Annotated in this window: 13 protein-coding genes and 1 pseudogene; 9 read left to right on the forward strand and 5 right to left on the reverse strand. The window is 72.2% G+C overall.

Annotated elements, in window-relative coordinates:
• Positions 1-60 precede the first annotated feature (60 nt).
• Both ACIP8W_RS22355 and ACIP8W_RS22360 read left to right on the forward strand, forming a co-directional pair.
• The gene (locus ACIP8W_RS22355; protein WP_401954806.1) at positions 61-1,584 is read left to right on the forward strand and encodes a 3-hydroxyacyl-CoA dehydrogenase; all 1,524 of its coding nucleotides are present in this window, start codon (positions 61-63) and stop codon (positions 1,582-1,584) included.
• The gene (locus ACIP8W_RS22360) at positions 1,581-2,201 is read left to right on the forward strand and encodes a TetR/AcrR family transcriptional regulator (RefSeq protein WP_401954803.1); all 621 of its coding nucleotides are present in this window, start codon (positions 1,581-1,583) and stop codon (positions 2,199-2,201) included. Before ACIP8W_RS22355 ends, ACIP8W_RS22360 begins: the two co-directional genes overlap by 4 nt.
• 5 nt (positions 2,202-2,206) lie before the next feature.
• On the opposite strand, the gene ACIP8W_RS22365 is transcribed toward ACIP8W_RS22360, so the two are convergent.
• Entirely contained in the window at positions 2,207-2,842 is a 636-nt protein-coding gene (locus tag ACIP8W_RS22365; RefSeq protein ID WP_401954801.1) for an Lrp/AsnC family transcriptional regulator, read from the reverse strand.
• Between the two features lie 174 nt (positions 2,843-3,016).
• Here ACIP8W_RS22365 and pdhA point away from each other — a divergent pair, with 174 nt between their 5' ends.
• The 7 genes and pseudogenes from pdhA (at position 3,017) to ACIP8W_RS22400 (ending at position 12,008) form a co-directional block, all read left to right on the forward strand.
• Positions 3,017-4,201, forward strand: a complete 1,185-nt coding sequence (pdhA, locus tag ACIP8W_RS22370; RefSeq protein ID WP_401954798.1) for a pyruvate dehydrogenase (acetyl-transferring) E1 component subunit alpha — start codon at positions 3,017-3,019, stop codon at positions 4,199-4,201.
• Positions 4,198-5,232: an alpha-ketoacid dehydrogenase subunit beta gene (locus tag ACIP8W_RS22375; RefSeq protein ID WP_401954795.1), complete on the forward strand. Its 1,035-nt coding sequence runs from the start codon at positions 4,198-4,200 to the stop codon at positions 5,230-5,232. The genes pdhA and ACIP8W_RS22375 overlap by 4 nt, the downstream gene beginning before the upstream one ends.
• The gene (locus ACIP8W_RS22380; protein WP_402204303.1) at positions 5,232-6,716 is read left to right on the forward strand and encodes a dihydrolipoamide acetyltransferase family protein; all 1,485 of its coding nucleotides are present in this window, start codon (positions 5,232-5,234) and stop codon (positions 6,714-6,716) included. Before ACIP8W_RS22375 ends, ACIP8W_RS22380 begins: the two co-directional genes overlap by 1 nt.
• 88 nt (positions 6,717-6,804) lie before the next feature.
• A pseudogene (locus tag ACIP8W_RS22385) lies at positions 6,805-7,671 on the forward strand (NTP transferase domain-containing protein); the annotation flags it as partial.
• Positions 7,672-7,979: 308 nt separating this feature from the next.
• Complete coding sequence (locus ACIP8W_RS22390) at positions 7,980-9,383, forward strand: molybdopterin molybdotransferase MoeA (RefSeq protein ID WP_402204305.1); 1,404 nt, start codon at positions 7,980-7,982, stop codon at positions 9,381-9,383.
• A 20-nt stretch (positions 9,384-9,403) separates the two neighbouring features.
• Positions 9,404-10,462 (forward strand): potassium channel family protein, encoded by a 1,059-nt coding sequence (locus ACIP8W_RS22395; protein WP_401955005.1) that lies wholly within the window; start codon positions 9,404-9,406, stop codon positions 10,460-10,462.
• 541 nt (positions 10,463-11,003) lie between these two features.
• Complete coding sequence (locus ACIP8W_RS22400; protein ID WP_402204307.1) at positions 11,004-12,008, forward strand: NAD(P)H-quinone oxidoreductase; 1,005 nt, start codon at positions 11,004-11,006, stop codon at positions 12,006-12,008.
• Positions 12,009-12,076: 68 nt separating this feature from the next.
• On the opposite strand, the gene ACIP8W_RS22405 is transcribed toward ACIP8W_RS22400, so the two are convergent.
• The 4 genes from ACIP8W_RS22405 to ACIP8W_RS22420 all read right to left on the reverse strand — a co-directional run bounded on the left by ACIP8W_RS22405 (position 12,077) and on the right by ACIP8W_RS22420 (position 17,314).
• Positions 12,077-12,619, reverse strand: a complete 543-nt coding sequence (locus ACIP8W_RS22405; RefSeq protein WP_401954781.1) for a bacterial proteasome activator family protein — start codon at positions 12,617-12,619, stop codon at positions 12,077-12,079.
• Between the two features lie 93 nt (positions 12,620-12,712).
• Complete coding sequence (locus ACIP8W_RS22410) at positions 12,713-15,562, reverse strand: FtsX-like permease family protein (RefSeq protein ID WP_401954779.1); 2,850 nt, start codon at positions 15,560-15,562, stop codon at positions 12,713-12,715.
• A complete protein-coding gene (locus ACIP8W_RS22415) occupies positions 15,559-16,335 on the reverse strand; it encodes an ABC transporter ATP-binding protein (RefSeq protein WP_401954776.1) in 777 nt (258 codons plus the stop codon). Before ACIP8W_RS22415 ends, ACIP8W_RS22410 begins: the two co-directional genes overlap by 4 nt.
• A 355-nt stretch (positions 16,336-16,690) precedes the next feature.
• The gene (locus ACIP8W_RS22420) at positions 16,691-17,314 is read right to left on the reverse strand and encodes a PadR family transcriptional regulator (RefSeq protein ID WP_401954773.1); all 624 of its coding nucleotides are present in this window, start codon (positions 17,312-17,314) and stop codon (positions 16,691-16,693) included.
• Positions 17,315-17,359 lie beyond the last annotated feature (45 nt).

A 17,359-nucleotide genomic window follows, 5' to 3' on the forward strand; every position in this document is an offset into this window, starting at 1 on the left:
AACCTGTGGACAACCCGGCCGCGGGCACCGGCCCGGGGCCTATACGGGAGGATTGCGTCCATGACAGCAATCGAGCCGGACCGCGTCATCGCGGTCGTCGGCACCGGCACGATGGGACAGGGCATAGCCCAGGTGGCGCTGGCCGCCGGCCATCCCGTACGGCTGTACGACGCCGTGCCCGGCCGGGCGGAGCAGGCCGCCACCGCCATCGCCGGGCGGCTCGGCCGGCTGGTCGACAAGGGCCGGCTCGACGCTGGGGCCCGGGACTCAGCGCTGGCCCGGCTGCGGCCGGCCACGGACCTCGCCGAGCTGTCCGACGCCGCGCTCGTGGCCGAAGCGGTCCTGGAGGATCTCGCCGTCAAGCGGGAGCTGTTCGCGGCGCTGGAGGACATCGTCGCCGACGACTGTCTGCTCGCCACCAACACCTCCTCCCTCTCCGTCACGGCCGTCGCGGGCGCGCTGCGCCTGCCCGGCCGGTTCGTCGGACTCCACTTCTTCAACCCGGCGCCCCTCCTGCCGCTCGTCGAGGTCGTCAGCGGCTCCGCGACCGACGAGGCGGCGGGCACGCGCGCGTGGAGCACGGCACGCGCCTGGGGCAGGAACCCGGTGCGCTGCGCCGACACCCCCGGCTTCGTCGTCAACCGCGTCGCGCGCCCCTTCTACGCCGAGGCGCTGCGCCTGTACGAGGAGCGGGTCGCCGACCCCGCCACGATCGACGCCGTCCTGCGCGAGTGCGGCGGCTTCCGGATGGGCCCCTTCGAACTGACCGACCTGATCGGCCAGGACGTCAACGAGGCGGTGACGCGCTCCGTCTGGGAGTCCTTCTTCCACTCCCCGAAGTTCACCCCCTCGCTCGCTCAGCGCAGACTGGTCGAGTCGGGACGGCTGGGCCGCAAGTCGGGCCGGGGCTGGTACGCGTACGGCGAGGGCGCGCCCCTGCCCGAACCGCACACCGCGCCGCCCCACGAGGCCCCCGACAGCGTGGGCGTCCACGCGGACCTCGGCCCCGCCGCCGTACTGCGGGAGATGATCGAGGAGGCGGGCATCAAGGTCACCCGGGACCGCGCCCCGCGCGCCTCCGACGGGTTTGTCGCGCTGCCCGGCGGTACCTCGCTCAGCCTCACCGATGGACGGACCGCCTCGGACGAGGTGTTCGGTCCGTCCATCCACTTCGATCTCGCCCTGGACTACCGCTCCTGTGCCCGGATCGCCCTCGCCCCGGGCGCCGACGCCGATCCGGCCGATGTGCGGTGGGCCATCGGACTCTTCCAGCGGCTCGGCAAGCGGGTCAGCGTCGTCGGGGAGACCCCGGGCATGATCGTCGGCCGTACGGTCGCCATGCTGATCGACTTCGCCCTCGACGCGGCGGGGCGCGGGGTGGCGACCGGCGCGGACATCGACACCGCGATGAAGCTCGGCGCGAACTACCCCGGCGGACCCGGTGAGTGGTGCGACCGGCTGGGTGCCCGATGGGCACGGAATCTCCTGGCCACCATGGACGGCGAGTACGGGGACGGGCGCTATGCCCCTTCCCGCGCCCTGGAACGCCGCACCCTCCTCGAACAGAAGCAGATACGCCCATGACCACCGCCAAGCGTGATACCTACACGCCGGACACCCTGCTCGCCGTCGCCGTCCGCGTCTTCAACGAGCGTGGCTACGACGGCACGTCCATGGAGCATCTCTCCAAGGCCGCCGGGATCTCCAAGTCGTCGATATACCACCATGTCGTCGGCAAGGAGGAGCTGCTGCGCCGAGCGGTCAGCCGTGCCCTGGACAGCCTTTTCGGGATCCTCGACGAGGAGGGGGCGAGCGGCGGGAGGGCGATCACCCGGGTCGAGTACGTGACCCGCCGCACGGTCGAGGTGCTGATGGCCGAGCTGCCCTATGTGACGCTGCTGCTGCGGGTCAGGGGCAATACACAGACCGAACGCTGGGCGATGGACCGGCGCAGGGAGTTCGACCAGCGGGTCGCCGATCTGCTCAAGGAGGCCGCCGCCGACGGCGATCTGCGGGCCGATATGGACATCAAGCTGGCGACCCGGCTGCTCTTCGGCATGGTCAACTCGCTGGTGGAGTGGTACCGCCCGCCGGCGGGCGGCGGCCCCGACCGTGAGCAGGTGGCGGAGACCGTCGTACGGATGGCCTTCGACGGGCTGCGCACCGCTGCTCCTCCCGCCGCCTCGGCGGAACCTCTGTAAGAGGCTTACAGGGCCTCCCCGGGGGATCCGGCGGTCCAGGGCCCCGGGTCCGTCTCCTCGAAGACCAGCAGCGTGCGCGTCGAGAGCACCTCGGGGATGGCCTGGAGCCGGGTCAGGACCAGTTCGCGCAGGGTCCGGTTGTCCGGGGTGTGCACCAGCAGGAGTACGTCGAAATCGCCGCTGACCAGCGCGATATGGGTGGCTCCCGGCAGCTGCTGGAGCTGCTCGCGCACGGTGCGCCAGGAGTTCTGCACGATCTTCAGGGTGATATAGGCGGAGGTGCCTTGACCTGCCCTTTCATGGTCGATCCTGGCGCTGAAGCCCCGGATCACCCCGTCGTCGATCAGCCGGTTGATCCGGGAGTAGGCGTTCGCGCGCGAGACATGGACCCGCTCGGCCACGGACCGTATCGAGGCGCGGCCGTCCGACTGGAGGATGCGCAGGATGTCCCGGTCGATGGCGTCCAGCGGACGCGGCGGAAGGCCCGGTTCGGGGCGCGGTGGAACGTACGGTTCCGGGCGAGGCGGAGGGCTTGCTTCCGGACGTGGCGGAAGCTCCGGTTCCTGTCCGCCTCCGCCCGTACCGTCCGGTGTGCTTCCGGTGCCCGCACCGGTGCTGTCGGCCATTTGTTCAGCTCGCATGTCTCCCCGACTCCCCACGATGGACGGCCTGCCTCCATCCCAGGCTGTGGAGAACCGTTTGTCCACAGGCTGAGGCCGTGTGTAGCCAAAATGCGCCGACGACCGAACAATCGGTAGGTGAGGCGTGCCGCATTCGGGCACCCCGTTCGCCGGCTCCCACGAGGAGGTGCACGCGTGAAGAAAAGCAGTACGCCGGTCCAGGAACCGCCCGGTGCCGAGGCCCGCCCGCGGGCCCTGGCCCAGTCCCCTTCTGCCGCCCCGGCATGGCGGCCGCGTACCGATCCCGCACCGCTGCTCCCCGACACCGAGCCGTACCGCGTGCTGGGTACGGACGTCGTGGGCGGCGCCGATCCCGCGCTGCTGTTGCGGCTCTACACCGGGATGGTCATGGGCCGCAGGTACAACGCGCAGGCCACGGCCCTCACCAAGCAGGGCCGACTCGCCGTCTATCCGTCCAGCACCGGCCAGGAAGCCTGCCAGGTGGCCGCCGCGCTGGCGCTGCGCGAGCGGGACTGGCTCTTCCCGAGCTACCGCGACACCCTCGCCGTCGTGGCGCGCGGCGTCGACCCCGTCCAGGTGCTGACGCTGCTGCGCGGCGACTGGCACACCGGCTACGACCCGTACACGCACCGGGTGGCCCCGCTGGCCACACCGCTGGCCACCCAGCTGCCGCACGCGGTCGGCCTGGCGCACGCGGCCCGGCTCAAGGGCGACGACGTGGTCGCGCTCGCCCTGGTGGGGGACGGCGGGACCAGCGAGGGCGATTTCCACGAGGCGCTGAACTTCGCCGCCGTATGGCGGGCCCCGGTCGTCTTCCTCGTACAGAACAACGGCTTCGCGATCTCCGTACCGCTCGCCAAGCAGAGCGCGGCTCCCTCGCTGGCCCACAAGGCCGTCGGGTACGGGATGCCGGGCCGCCTGGTCGACGGGAACGACGCGGTCGCGGTGCACTCGGTGCTCACGCGGGCCATGGCGCGGGCCGCGCGGGGCGAGGGTCCGACGCTGGTCGAGGCCGTGACGTACCGGGTGGAAGCCCATACGAACGCCGACGACGCCACGCGCTACCGGGACGACCAGGAGGTCGAGGCCTGGCGGGCGCACGACCCGATCGTGCTGCTGGAGCGCGAGCTGACCGGCCGGGGGATACTCGACGCGACCGGTGTCGCGGAGGCCGCGGAGGCCGCCGAGCGGATGGCCGCGCGGTTGCGCGAGCGCATGAACGCCGAGCCGGCGCTCGATCCCATGGACCTCTTCTCGCGGGTCTACGCGGAACAGACCTCGCAACTGCGCGAGCAGGCCGACCAGCTCCGCACCGAGCTGGCCGCGGCGGACGCCGAAGGGCCGGGTGAGGAGCGATGACGGCCACCACGGGGATGACCACCGCCCCCGGTCCTGTCGGGGCGAAGCCCGCCACCATGGCGCAGGCCCTGCGGCGCGCGATGCGGGACGCGATGGCAGAGGACCCGACGGTCCATGTCCTCGGTGAGGACGTCGGCACGCTCGGCGGGGTCTTCCGGATCACCGACGGGCTCGCCGCCGAGTTCGGGGACGCGCGCTGTACGGACACGCCGCTCGCCGAGGCGGGCATCCTGGGGGCGGCCGTCGGCATGGCCATGTACGGGCTGCGGCCGGTCGTGGAGATGCAGTTCGACGCCTTCGCCTATCCGTCGTTCGAGCAGTTGATCAGCCATGTGGCGAAGACACGCAACCGGACGCGCGGCGCGATGACCCTGCCGATCACGGTGCGGGTGCCGTACGGCGGCGGGATCGGCGGCGTCGAGCACCACAGCGACTCCTCCGAGGCGTACTACATGGCGACGCCCGGCCTCCATGTCGTCACCCCCGCGACGGTCGAGGACGCGTACGGGCTGCTGCGGGCCGCGATCGCCTCCGACGACCCGGTGGTCTTCCTGGAACCGAAGCGCCTCTACTGGTCGAAGGCGCCCTGGTCACCCGAGGCGCCGGCCGAGGTCGAGCCGATCGGACGGGCCGTCGTGCGGCGCCGGGGCAGCAGTGCCACGCTGATCACCTACGGCCCCTCCGTGCCGGTCTGTCTGGAGGCGGCGGAGGCGGCCCGCGCCGAGGGCTGGGAGCTGGAGGTCGTCGATCTGCGCTCGCTGGTGCCGTTCGACGACGAGACGGTCGCCGCTTCCGTACGGCGCACCGGCCGCGCGGTCGTCGTCCACGAGTCCACGGGCTTCGGCGGCCCCGGCGGGGAGATCGCCGCGCGGATCACCGAACGGTGCTTCCACCATCTGGAGGCGCCGGTGCTGCGGGTGGCGGGATTCGACATTCCGTATCCGCCGCCCATGCTGGAGAGGCACCATCTTCCGGGAGTCGACCGGGTGCTGGACGCGGTCGCGCGGCTCCAGTGGGAGACGGAGAGCTGATGGCCCAGGTGCTGGAATTCAAACTGCCGGACCTTGGTGAGGGGTTGACCGAGGCGGAGATCGTCCGCTGGCTGGTGGCGGTGGGGGACGTCGTCACCGTCGATCAGCCGGTGGTCGAGGTCGAGACGGCCAAGGCCATGATCGAGGTGCCCTGCCCCTACGGGGGCGTGGTGACGGCGCGCTACGGCGAGGAGGGGACGGAGCTGCCGGTCGGGGCACTGCTGCTGACGGTGGCGGTGGGGGCGGAGGCAGTTTCTCCGGGCTCTCCGGGCTCTCCGGGTCCTTCGGGTCCTTCGGGTCCTTCGGGTTCGGCTCAGCCGGGGTCGGTGGGGTCGGGGTCGGGTTCGGCCGCGCCCGCGGTCCGGCCGGCCCCTGCCCCGGCCGCCGCTCCCGTTGGATCCGGGACCGCTTCTGGCGGTGGCTCTGGCAATGTGCTGGTCGGGTACGGTACGGGCGCGCCGATGGCCCGCAGGCGCCGCGTCCGGCGGTCGGCGCCGGTCGCCCTCGCGGCCGGTCCGGTGAACGGTACGGCCGCCACCGGGGCCGTACCGGTCGTATCGCCGCTGGTGCGGAGGCTGGCCCGGGAACACGGTGTCGATCTGTGGGAGCTGACCGGCTCGGGGCGGGACGGGCTGATCCTGCGCGGAGACGTGGAGCAGGCGATACAGGCGGTACAGGAGATACGGCAGGGTGTTTCCGCGACGCGGGCGCCGGCTGCTCCTGTGGCCCCGACGCCCGCCGCTCCCGTGGTCCCGACGCCCGCCGCGGCCGCGGCCGCGCCCGCGGCGCAGGCCGGGGCCGTCAGGGTGCCGCTGCGGGGCGTCCTGGGCGCGGTGGCGGACAAGCTCGCCCGCAGTCACCACGAGATCCCGGCCGCGACCTGCTGGGTCGACGCGGACGCCACGGAGCTGCTGGCCGCCCGTACGGCGATGAACACGGCCGCCGGCCCGAAGATCTCGCTCCTCGCCCTGCTCGCCCGGATCTGCACGGCGGCGCTGGCCCGGCACCCCGAACTGAACGCGGCCGTGGACCTGGCGGCCAGGGAGATCGTGCGGCTGCCCGAGGTCCATCTCGGTTTCGCCGCGCAGACCGAGAGGGGGCTGGTCGTCCCCGTCGTACGGAACGCGCACACCCGCTCCGCCGAGTCGCTGACCGCCGAGTTCGCACGGCTGACGGAGGCGGGCAGGTCCGGGAGGCTGACCCCGACGGAGCTGATCGGCGGGACGTTCACGCTCAACAACTACGGTGTGTTCGGCGTCGACGGCTCCACCCCGCTCATCAACCACCCCGAGGCGGCGATGCTCGGAGTCGGCCGGATCATCCCCAAACCCTGGGTCCACCAAGGCGAACTGGCCGTGCGTCAGGTCGTACAGCTGTCGCTCACCTTCGACCACCGGGTCTGCGACGGCGGGACGGCGGGCGGGTTCCTGCGATACGTGGCGGACCTCGTCGAACAGCCGGCGCTGCTGCTGCGCACGCTGTAGGGGGCGGTAGACGAGCACCGGGCGGAGGACAGCGGGAACAGGGCACCTCGCGTGCTCCGCCCGCGCGCCCACGGCCCATACTTCAGCCATGACCGCGTATGACGCCATCGTGCTCGCCGGAGGTGCCGCCAAGCGACTTGGAGGGGCCGACAAACCAGGGGTACGTGTCGGTGGGCGGGCCCTGCTCGACCGGGTGCTGGCGGCCTGCGAGGGCGCGGCGCTCACCGTCGTCGTGGGCGGCAGGCGGCCCACCGCGCGCCCGGTGCGCTGGGCGCGGGAGGAGCCGCCCGGCGGCGGGCCGCTCGCCGCGCTGGACGCGGGGGTACGGAGCCTGGGCGCCGACACCGGGACGGTGCTCGTCCTCTCGGCGGACCTGCCGTTCCTGGGCCGGCCGACGGTGGACCGGCTGATCGGGGCGCTGGACTCCACCGGCAGGGAGGCGGCGCTGCTCACCGACGCGGACGGCCGCGACCAGCCGCTGGTGGCCGCCTACCGCGCCGAGCCGCTGCGCCGTGAAATCGCCCTCCTCGCCACCGAATACGGCAGCCTCGCGGGGCTGCCGCTGCGTCTGCTGTCACAGGAACTCGATCTCGCCCGGGTCGACGCGGACCCGCTCGCCTCTTTCGACTGCGACACCTGGGAGGACATCTCCACGGCTCGGGCCCGCATCAGAGAGCATGGAACCGTGCTGGACGAATGGATCACTGCGGTCAAGGACGAACTCGGCATCGACCTGGAGGTCGACACCGGCCTCCTGCTCGACCTCGCCCGCGACGCCGCGCACGGAGTCGCCCGGCCCGCCGCGCCCCTGACGACCTTTCTGGTCGGTTACGCGGCGGCCGGGGCCGGGGGCGACGGCCCCGAAGCCGTCGCCGAAGCGGCCCGCAAGGCGGCGGCGCTCGCCGTGCGCTGGGCCGAGGAGACCACGGCGGGGACATCGGCGGAGACCACGGCGGGGACAGCGGGCGGTCCGGCGGGCGGGACGCAGGACGGAGCATCGGGCGGTAGGGCAGACGGTCCGGCGGGCGGTCCGGCGGGCGGGACGCAGGACGGAGCATCGGGCGGTAGGGCAGACGGTCCGGCGGGCGGTCCGGCGGGTGGGACGCAGGACGGAGCATCGGGCGGTAGGGCAGACGGTCCGGCGGGTGGGACGCAGGACGGAGCATCGGGCGGTAGGGCAGACGGTCCGGCGGGCGGTCCGGCGGGCGGGGCAGCGGACGGTACGGCGCGGGGCCCCGGCGGCGGCAAGGAGGCCGACGCCGGATGACCGCCCATGACCGCGAGGTCGACGGGGTCGAGGATGCCCTGGCGCTGGTCGGCGATGCCCCGAACTCCCCAGGCGGCTCCCCGGGCTCCCCATCGGACGGCGCGCCGGGCCCGGCCCGTACCCAAGGACAGCTGCGCGCCGATGTCCGGAGCGCCGGTGCGGCACCTCGCGGCGACGGTTCCGCCGTGTCCTGGGCCGATGCCCGCGCGCTCGCGGAAGGTGCCGGGCGCGCGGCCGCCCCGGACCCGGCCGCGCGCGCCCGTCGGGTGGCCCTCGGAGCGGCTCTGGGGGAGGCGCTCGCCGAGCCGCTGGCCGCGCTGACCGATCTGCCGTCCTTCGACACCTCCGCCATGGACGGCTGGGCGGTCTCGGGCCCCGGCCCCTGGTCCGTGCGGGACGCCGGGACCACGCCGCCCGTTCTCGCCGGGCACGCGGGCGCGGCGCCGCTGCCGGACGGGGCGGCGGTACGTATCGCGACCGGCGCCCGGGTCCCGCCCGGCACGACCGCCGTGGTCCGCAGCGAGCACGCCCGTACGGACAGCGCCCACCGGCTCCACGCCGAGCGCGCGGTCGTCCCCGGCCAGGACATCAGGCCGCGCGGCCAGGAGTGCCATACCGGCGACCGGCTGCTGCCCGCCGGTTCCCTGGTGACGCCCGCGGTGCTGGGCCTGGCGGCGGCGGCCGGTTACGACACGCTGCTCACCGTCCCGCGTCCGCGCGTCGAGGTGCTGGTCCTCGGCGACGAGCTGCTCGCCGAGGGGCTCCCCCACGACGGGCTGATCCGCGATGCCCTGGGCCCGATGATCGGGCCCTGGCTGCGCGCGCTGGGCGCCGAGGTCGTCGCCACCCGTCGGCTCGGCGACGACGCCGACGCCGTCCACCGCGCGGTCACCGGCTCCGGGGCGGATCTCGTCCTCACCACCGGAGGGACGGCCGCGGGCCCCGTCGACCATGTGCATCCCGTCCTCGCGAAGGCGGGCGCCGAACTGCTGGTGGACGGGGTCGCCGTACGGCCCGGTCATCCCATGCTGCTGGCGCGGCTGGCGTCCGGGCGTCATCTGGTGGGGCTGCCCGGCAATCCGCTCGCCGCGGTCTCCGGGCTGCTGACGCTCGCCGAACCCCTGCTGCGCGCGCTGGCGGGGCTGCCCCCCCGGGCTCCGTACTACGCGCCGCTGCGGGGTGAGGCGCAGGGGCACCCGTACGACACTCGGCTGGTCCCCTTCGTGCACCGCGACGACGGTCTCGTACCGTTGCGGTTCCATGGTCCGGCGATGCTGCGCGGGATCGCCGCGGCGGACGGGCTGGCGGTGGTGACGCCGGGGGGCGCGCGGGCCGGGGACGTACTCGAAGTGCTTGACCTGCCGTGGACCGCCTCGGCCGATGGAGTGTGTTTCACGTGAAACTTCCCGGGCGTGACGCGATGGCCAGGAACGCCGACGAACTGTTGGTCTCCGCCCGCGTGAAACTGCCACGCCGTGCGTCCCTGGGGCCGACGCACCAGGTCAGCAGGCGGCTGCTGATGGCCGCGTTCGTGCTGGCGCTGACGGTGTTCCTGGTCTACATCGACCGGGACGGCTATCACGACAACGCCGATGACTCGGTCGACCTGCTCGACTCCATCTACTACGCGACGGTCACGCTCTCCACCACGGGGTACGGCGACATCGTCCCGTACAGCGACACCGCGCGGTTGATCAACATCGTGCTCATCACGCCGCTGCGCGTCATGTTTCTCATCATCCTGGTCGGCACCACTCTCGAAGTGCTCGCGGAGCGCACCCGGGAGGAGTGGCGGCTGAACCGCTGGAGGTCCAACTTGCGTGACCACACCGTCATCGTCGGCTACGGCACCAAGGGACGCTCGGCGATGCAGACCCTCTGCGCCACCGGGCTCGACAAGGACCAGATCGTCATCGTCGACCCGTCCGACAAGGTCATAGAGGCGGCCAACGCCGAAGGGCTCGTCGGGGTGCTCGGTGACGCGACCCGCAGCGATGTGCTGGTACGCGCCGAGTTGCAGCGGGCCCGGCAGATCGTCATCGCCACCCAGCGCGACGACACGGCGGTGCTGGTGGCGCTGACCGCGCGTCAGCTCAACCGGAGCGCGAAGATCGTCGCCGCGGTACGCGAGGAGGAGAACGCGCCGTTGCTGCGCCAGTCGGGGGCGGACGCGGTCATCACCAGCGCCAGCGCCGCCGGACGGCTGCTCGGTCTCTCCGTGCTCAGCCCGAGCGCCGGTACGGTCATGGAGGACCTGATCCAGCAGGGCAGCGGCCTCGATCTGATCGAACGGCCCGTCATAAAGTCCGAGGTCGGGCGCAGTGTGCGGGAGACGGACGACCTGGTGGTGAGCGTGTTGCGCGGGCACCGGCTGCTCGGTTACGACGACCCGGCGGCCAGCCCGCTCCAGCTGACGGACCGGCTGATCACGATCATCCGGGCCAACCCGGCCGACGCGGGGACGCGGGCCGACGGCTGAGGCATTGAGGCCTGCGGCTGAGGGTTCGCGGGCCGCCGCTGGTGGTTCGGCCGGGTCTTCGGCCGGGTTCCGGGCAGGGGCCCGCGTCTTTCCGTACAGACCCGGCACGTTCCCGTACGAGAGACGGCGACCACTACGAGTGGGGAACGGGTAGGGGCGGAAGTGGAGGCAACGGTCAGCACTCCGGGGGGGAAGGGCCCGGGTACGGCCAGGCCGAAGGATCCGCCGAAGCACAAGAAGGACTGACGCAGGTGACCGCACCGAACGTCACAGCGTGCGAACGTCGGACGACCGGTTCACGGTGTGGCAGCACGGGCCACGGAGCCTCTGGAGCGCGGCGGAAGCCGCATACGCGCGGCGGACGCTGCACGACCGGCCCGGAGCCGAACGGTTCGGCCCGACCGTGACAGCCACGGGTGGGACTCCGTGGCGGGACACCCTGATCAGCCCGTCCCCATGGCCGGCTGATCTGTACGACGCCCCGCCTGTGAGCTTCCCCCCGTGGCGCCGGGCGGGGCTTCCACATGAGTAGCTTGGGGCCATGAAGGCAATCACGATCACAGAGCCCGGCGGACCCGACGCACTCGTATGGGCCGAGGTGCCCGATCCCGTACCCGGCGAGGGGGAGGTGCTCGTCGAGGTGGTGGCGAGCGCGGTCAACCGCGCCGATCTGCTTCAGCGGCAGGGCTTCTACGACCCGCCGCCCGGTGCCTCCCCGTACCCCGGGCTGGAGTGCGCGGGACGGATCGCCGCGCTCGGGCCCGGGGTGCTCGGCTGGGCGGTCGGCGACGAGGTGTGCGCGCTGCTGGCGGGTGGGGGGTACGCGGAGAAGGTGGCCGTCCCCGCGGGGCAGCTGCTGCCCGTGCCGAAGGGCGTGGACCTGGCGACCGCGGCGGCGCTGCCCGAGGTCGTCTGTACGGTCTGGTCCAACGTCTTCATGGTTTCCCATCTGCGTCCCGGCGAGACCGTGCTCATCCACGGCGGCGCGAGCGGCATCGGCACGATGGCGATCCAGCTCGCCAAGGCGGTCGGCGCGCGCGTCGCCGTCACCGCGGGCGGCCCCGAGAAGCTGGCGCGCTGCGCCGAGCTGGGTGCGGACATCCTGATCGACTACCGCGAGCAGGACTTCGTCGAGGAGATCTTCAGGGCCACCGACGGCGCGGGCGCCGATGTCATCCTCGACATCGTCGGCGCCAAGTATCTGGAGCGGAACGTGAAGGCGCTGGCCGTGAACGGCCGGATCGCCGTGATCGGCCTCCAGGGCGGCGCGAAGGGCGAACTCAACCTCGGCGCCCTGCTCGCCAAGCGCGGCGCCCTCACCGCGACCTCGCTGCGCGCCCGCCCGCTCGTGGAGAAGACGGCGATCGTCGCGGCCGTACGGGAACACGTCTGGCCGCTCCTCGAAGCCGGTCGGGTCCGCCCGATCGTGGACCGGACGCTGCCGCTGCCCGAGGCGGCGGAGGCCCACCGCGCCCTGGAGGCCGGGGCGCACTTCGGCAAGCTGCTGCTGCTCACGCCGACAGAGGGCCGAGCGGCGGCCGAGTGACGGTACGGCCGAGGCCCGGCGCGTCCGCGAGGAGTGCCGGGCCTCGGCCGTAACCACCGCACAGTGACCTACAGATACGGGCCCGAGCGGATCGCCCCGTGTCCGTGGTCGCTCTCGTCCTCCTGGATCGAGCCGGGCGGAAGCGCGCGGCGCATCTGCTCCAGCTGGGCCCTGGCGGCCATCTGCTGGGCGAACAGCGCCGTCTGGATCCCGTGGAAGAGACCCTCCAGCCAGCCCACCAGCTGGGCCTGCGCGATCCGCAGCTCCGCCTCGGAGGGGATCGCCTCATCGGTGAAGGGGAGCGAGAGCCGTTCCAGCTCCTCGACGAGTTCGGGGGCGAGCCCGTCCTCCAGTTCCTTCACCGAACCGGCGTGGATCTCCTTGAGCCGGACCCGGCTCGCCTCGTCCAGAGGGGCCGCCCGCACCTCTTCCAGCAGCTGCTTGATCATGCTGCCGATCCGCATGACCTTGGCGGGCTGTTCCACCATCTCCGTCACCGGGATCTCGCGCGGCTGGTCGTCGGTTCCACCGCCACCGAGCGCCATTCCGTCCTGTCCCACCACCAGGACATGAGGACTTTCCTGCGACCGTTCGTTCCTCGGCATCTCCATACGGCCCATTGTCTCCCACCGGGTCGGGGCCGCGTGGTGTGCCCCCGCACGAAGCCGGTGGTCCACCGGTCTCCGTGCGGGGACACCGCCGGGTCACGCGGTCGCCCTGCGCCCCAGCGTCCGGTGCGAGCGGGTCACCAGGGCCGCCAGGAGCGCCGCTCCCAGCGGCACGGCGACCAGCAGCGCGCCCAGCGTGGACCAGGGCACGACGATCGGTACGTACGGGATCTCCACAGCGCCGAGGCTCTGGTCGAGGCTCTCCCGGTACCAGCCCATTTCCTGGTTGCGCTCGGTCATCCGCAGCCCGATCGCGGGCAGCACCCCGGCCGCCGAGCCGAGCACCACCCCCATCACGGCCACCACACCGCACTGGAATCCGCTGAGCGTCCTGCGGACCCGTGCCGGGGCGCCCACGGCGGCGAGTGTCTTGAGGTCGGCCTCGGCGTCCGCCTGGGCGAGGCCGGTGGCGATCCCGGCCGCGCCGATCGTGATCAGTCCGGCGAAGATCATCAGGGCCAGCAGGACGATGCCGTACACGCTCTCGTACCCCTTCTCGATCTCGATTATCGGGTCGGATCCGATGTTGGCGATCTCGTCGTCCAGCTTCTGCCGCTGGGCGTCACTGGGCAGCTCGGCGGTGGTGAAGTACGACCCGAGCGGAGTGGTGCCGACACCGGCGGCCTTGGCGGCGCTCGGCGGGATGACCATGGAGAGGCCGTACGCCCGGGGATCCCCCGGGACCGGGTATGCGGCGAACGACTTGATCTCGCCCGGCGGTTCCTGGCCCTTCTCGATGGCCTTGTCCGCCTTCTCGGTGTCGGTGATCAGCCGGATGCCGATCTTTCCGTCGGTGTCGATGTTCCGCTTGTCGAACGCGACGACCCGCCCGGCCGCGAGAGCCTTTCGCGCCTCCGGGTCGTCGATGCCGAGGACCGTCAGGATCTTCTCGTCACCGACCAGCACACCACCGTTCACATAGCTGAAGACGGTCTCCTCCTTGCACCGCCAGTCCTTGACGAGCTTCTGGCGCTCGGCCTTGGAGAACTTCTCGGTGGCGGCCTCGCCCGGGCCGAGGTTCCACAGCGGGCACTGGTGGGCCTTGGGCACGACGACTTCGTACCGTCCGCAGCCGTCGCCCTCCGTGTACATCGAGCAGGTGGGCTTTCCGACGGAGATACGGTCCACATCGGCCCGCACCTCGACGGGCAGCGTCCTGCCCAAGGCCGCGCGGAGGGCGGAGACCTCCTGTCCGACGGACTCGGTGACCAGGGCGGAGCCAGTACCGTGCGGCAGCTGCGCTTCGTAGCCGGCCCGCCGCTGGACGTCGTAGCTGGTGGCGTACGTGGAGACCGCCACCGTCCCCGCGACGGCGGCCAGCACCGCCGCCACGGCGGGGGCCGTGCGTCCCCGGTTGCGTACGGCGTCCCGCAGGGCCAGCCGGGGCGAGAGCGGCAGCCAGCGGCCGACCCGGCCGAACAGGCCCACGAGGGCCGGGGTCATCGCGACCACGCCCAGCTCGGCGAGGGCGCTGCCGCCCGCGACGATCACGAACCGATCGGTCACCGTCGACCCGTACAGGGCGATGACCGCGCCGATGACGAACGCGACGAGCCCCACGACCGGCAGCACCCTGTTGCTGCCGCGCACCCCGCGGCGGCCGGTGAGCGAGGCCAGCACGGTCTGGCGGGAGGCGGTGACGGCCGGGACGATCGCGGCCAGCAGACCGGTGAGGACGGCGAGCAGCGCGATCCCGATCAGTTCCAGCGGCCTGAAGACGATGCCGTCGAAGCGCTGGGCGAGATAGCCCTCCAGCAGGGGCCGCAGCGCGATGGTGAGCGCGATGCCCAGCACCGTACCGATCACGGCGGAGGCGATACCGATCACCAGACCGCCGGAGAGCACGATGGCGCGGATATGGCTTCTGGCCCCGCCGTTGGCACCGACCAGACCGAGCTGACGGCGCGAACTCCGGGCGCCGACCGCGAAGGCGGGGCCCGCCAGCAGGCAGATCTCCAGCATGGTGAGGCCGACGATCGTGGCGATCGCGGCCAGTTCGGCGGCCCTGGCCCCGGAACTCTGCGTCGAGCCGTTCCAGTCCTTGTGCCGGAACAGCGGCACATCGGCGTCGGCGGGCGGGTTCAGGATGACGGCCCGTGAGACCACGCTGATGCCGCGGGTGTTGATCTTCTGGACCATGTTCCACGTGAAACCACCGGAGACGCTCACCAGATACGACGTCTGCCGCCCCATGGAGAAGAGCCCGTCGGCTTTCATCGCCGCTTCGAGCGGCGCCAGGAACGCGCCGGGCACCGCGTTGACCTGGTTGGTGTCGAGGGCGCTGGGCAGTTCGTACGAACCGACGATCCGGTAGTCCCTGTCCAGCCCCCGGGCGGTGAGCTTCGATCCCACCTTCAGCCCGCCGCTCTCCAGGAAGTGCGTGGTCGCCGCGACCTCGCCGCCCCTCTCGGGGAAGCGGCCGCTCTGGAGACGCATGATGCCCCGGGCCGCCGGGTCGGCGGCCTTCAGCTCACGGATCTCGGTGAGCAGCAGCCCGTGCTCGGTCCTGAGCTTTCCGTACGACGTGTTGTCCGCCAGGACGGTGGCGCCCGGCGGGAAGGACTTCTCGATCTCACCGGGGCCCTCGGGCCACTCGCCGTCGCCCTTACTGCCCGCCGGCAGGTAGTTGTCACCGGCCGGGTCCTGGAGGAGGGGCGCCCCGCCGTACGAGGCGTCCGTGAACCGGGCGTCGGCCCGGCCGATATCCCGGTCGAGGGTCTCCTCGGCGGAGAGCGACGCGCTGCGGATCGTCAGATCCATGGCGCTCACCCCGAGGATGGGCAGCGCGATCATGGACAGGACGAGGAAGCTGCGCCCCTTGTTGCGCCAGGCGTCGCGGCGGGCGATCCGTATCGCGGCCCGCCAGGAGTGGAACCAGGTCCTCACAGCTCGGCCGCCTGGCTGGTCAGCAGGGAGTCCGCCTGGCTGCGCACGGTCTGGTCGACGACCGCGCCGTCCCGCAGGAAGACCACCCGGTCCGCCCAGGCCGCGAAGCGCGGCTCGTGGGTGACGAGGATCCCGGCGGCGCCCGCGTCACAGCGGCTGCGCAGCAGGGCGAGCACGGACTCACCGGTCTCGGAGTCCAGGGCGCCGGTCGGCTCGTCCGCGAGGACGAGCCTGCGGTCGCCGACGAGCGCCCGGCAGATCGCCACCCGCTGCTGCTGGCCGCCGGACATCTCGTCGGGGAAGCGGTCGGCGAGCTGGTCGAGCCCCATCTCCGTCAGCGCGGCCAGCGCCTCGACCCTCGCCTTGCGCGCGGAGGTGCCGTCCAGCTCGCGGGGGAGCGCGATGTTCTCGGCGGCGGTGAGCGCGGGGATCAGGTTGTAGTCCTGGAAGACATAGCCGATGCTGCGGCGGCGCATGGCGGCGAGCAGCTTGGGGGAGGCGTGGGTGATGTCGGTGTCCTCGACGATCACCTGGCCCGAGGTGGGGGCGTCGAGCCCGCCCGCGATGGTCAGCAGCGTGGACTTCCCGGAGCCCGAGGGGCCCATGACGGCGACGAGTTCGCCGGGGTACACGTTCAGATCGACCCCGCGCAGGGCGTGCACCTCGGTGGCACCGTTGCCATGGACGCGGCTCAGATTCTGGATTTGCAGGACGGGCTTTTGAGACCCCGGTGCCCCTTGGGGCTGGGGTGAAGGTCGCGGCGTGCTGGGCATGGGTGTCCCCTTGAAGTCGTACGCGGATGCGCGGAAGCGAGTGGGGACGGCGCGGGACGCGTAGCGGTCGGCGCTGTCCGGCCCGGCGGAGCGGCGGGCGGGGGTGAAACCGGTGGCATGCCGGTCGGAGATCGGCTGTCGGCGCGAGCGAGCCGTGAGCACGAGATACGGAGCGGCGGGGCGCGGAAGCCTCCGTACGGAAGCGTCCGTACGGAACCGCGCGGTGAAGCGGTGAAGCCTGGTTACAGGTGAAGCGGTGAAGCCTGGTTACGGAGGTACGGAGGTACGGAGGTACGGAGGTACGGAGGTACGGAGGTACGGAGGTACAGAGGTACAGAGGTACAGAGGTACAGAGCTACGGGGTCGCCTCACCCACCCCTACATCGGAGGCCAGGTCTCCGGAGGACGCGGCCCTGGACGGGGCGCCGTCCGGAGCCGGCAGGGGTGCCATCGAGAGCCGGATCAACCGGGCCTCGCAGTGGTCGAGCCAGCGCGCCTCGGCCTCCGTCTGGAAGATCAGCTGTTCCAGTACGAGCAGCCAGGCCACCTCGTCCCGGTTGACCGGTACGGACTCCAGGGCCTGGGCCTTGAGCCGGGTGTAGTCCTGCATCGCCTTGATGGTGTGGCGCCGCTGCGACTGGATGACCTCCCGGATGTCGACCCCCGGCGCACCCACCGCCATGGCGAGCTTGATCGCCAGTTCGTCCCGGGGCGGGCTGGCGCGGTCGACGGGGGTGCGGTACCACGCCCGCAGCTCCGCGCGGCCCGCGTGCGTGATGACGTACAGCGTGTGCCCCGCGCTGTCCTCGCCCTCCTGTACGACCATGCCGTCGCGCTCCAGACGGTTCAGGGTCGTGTACACCTGACCGACGTTGAGCGGCCAGGTGGAACCGGTGCGGGACTCGAACTCCGTACGGAGCTGAGCGCCGTAGCGAGGGCCGCGCTCCAGGAGGGCGAGAAGCCCGTGGCGAATCGACATACTCAGTATGTTGGCGGATGGAAGCCATTGTCCGCAAGCGACCTG

Source organism: Streptomyces sp. NPDC088554 (assembly GCF_044752945.1).
Taxonomy (GTDB): Bacteria; Actinomycetota; Actinomycetes; order Streptomycetales; family Streptomycetaceae; genus Streptomyces.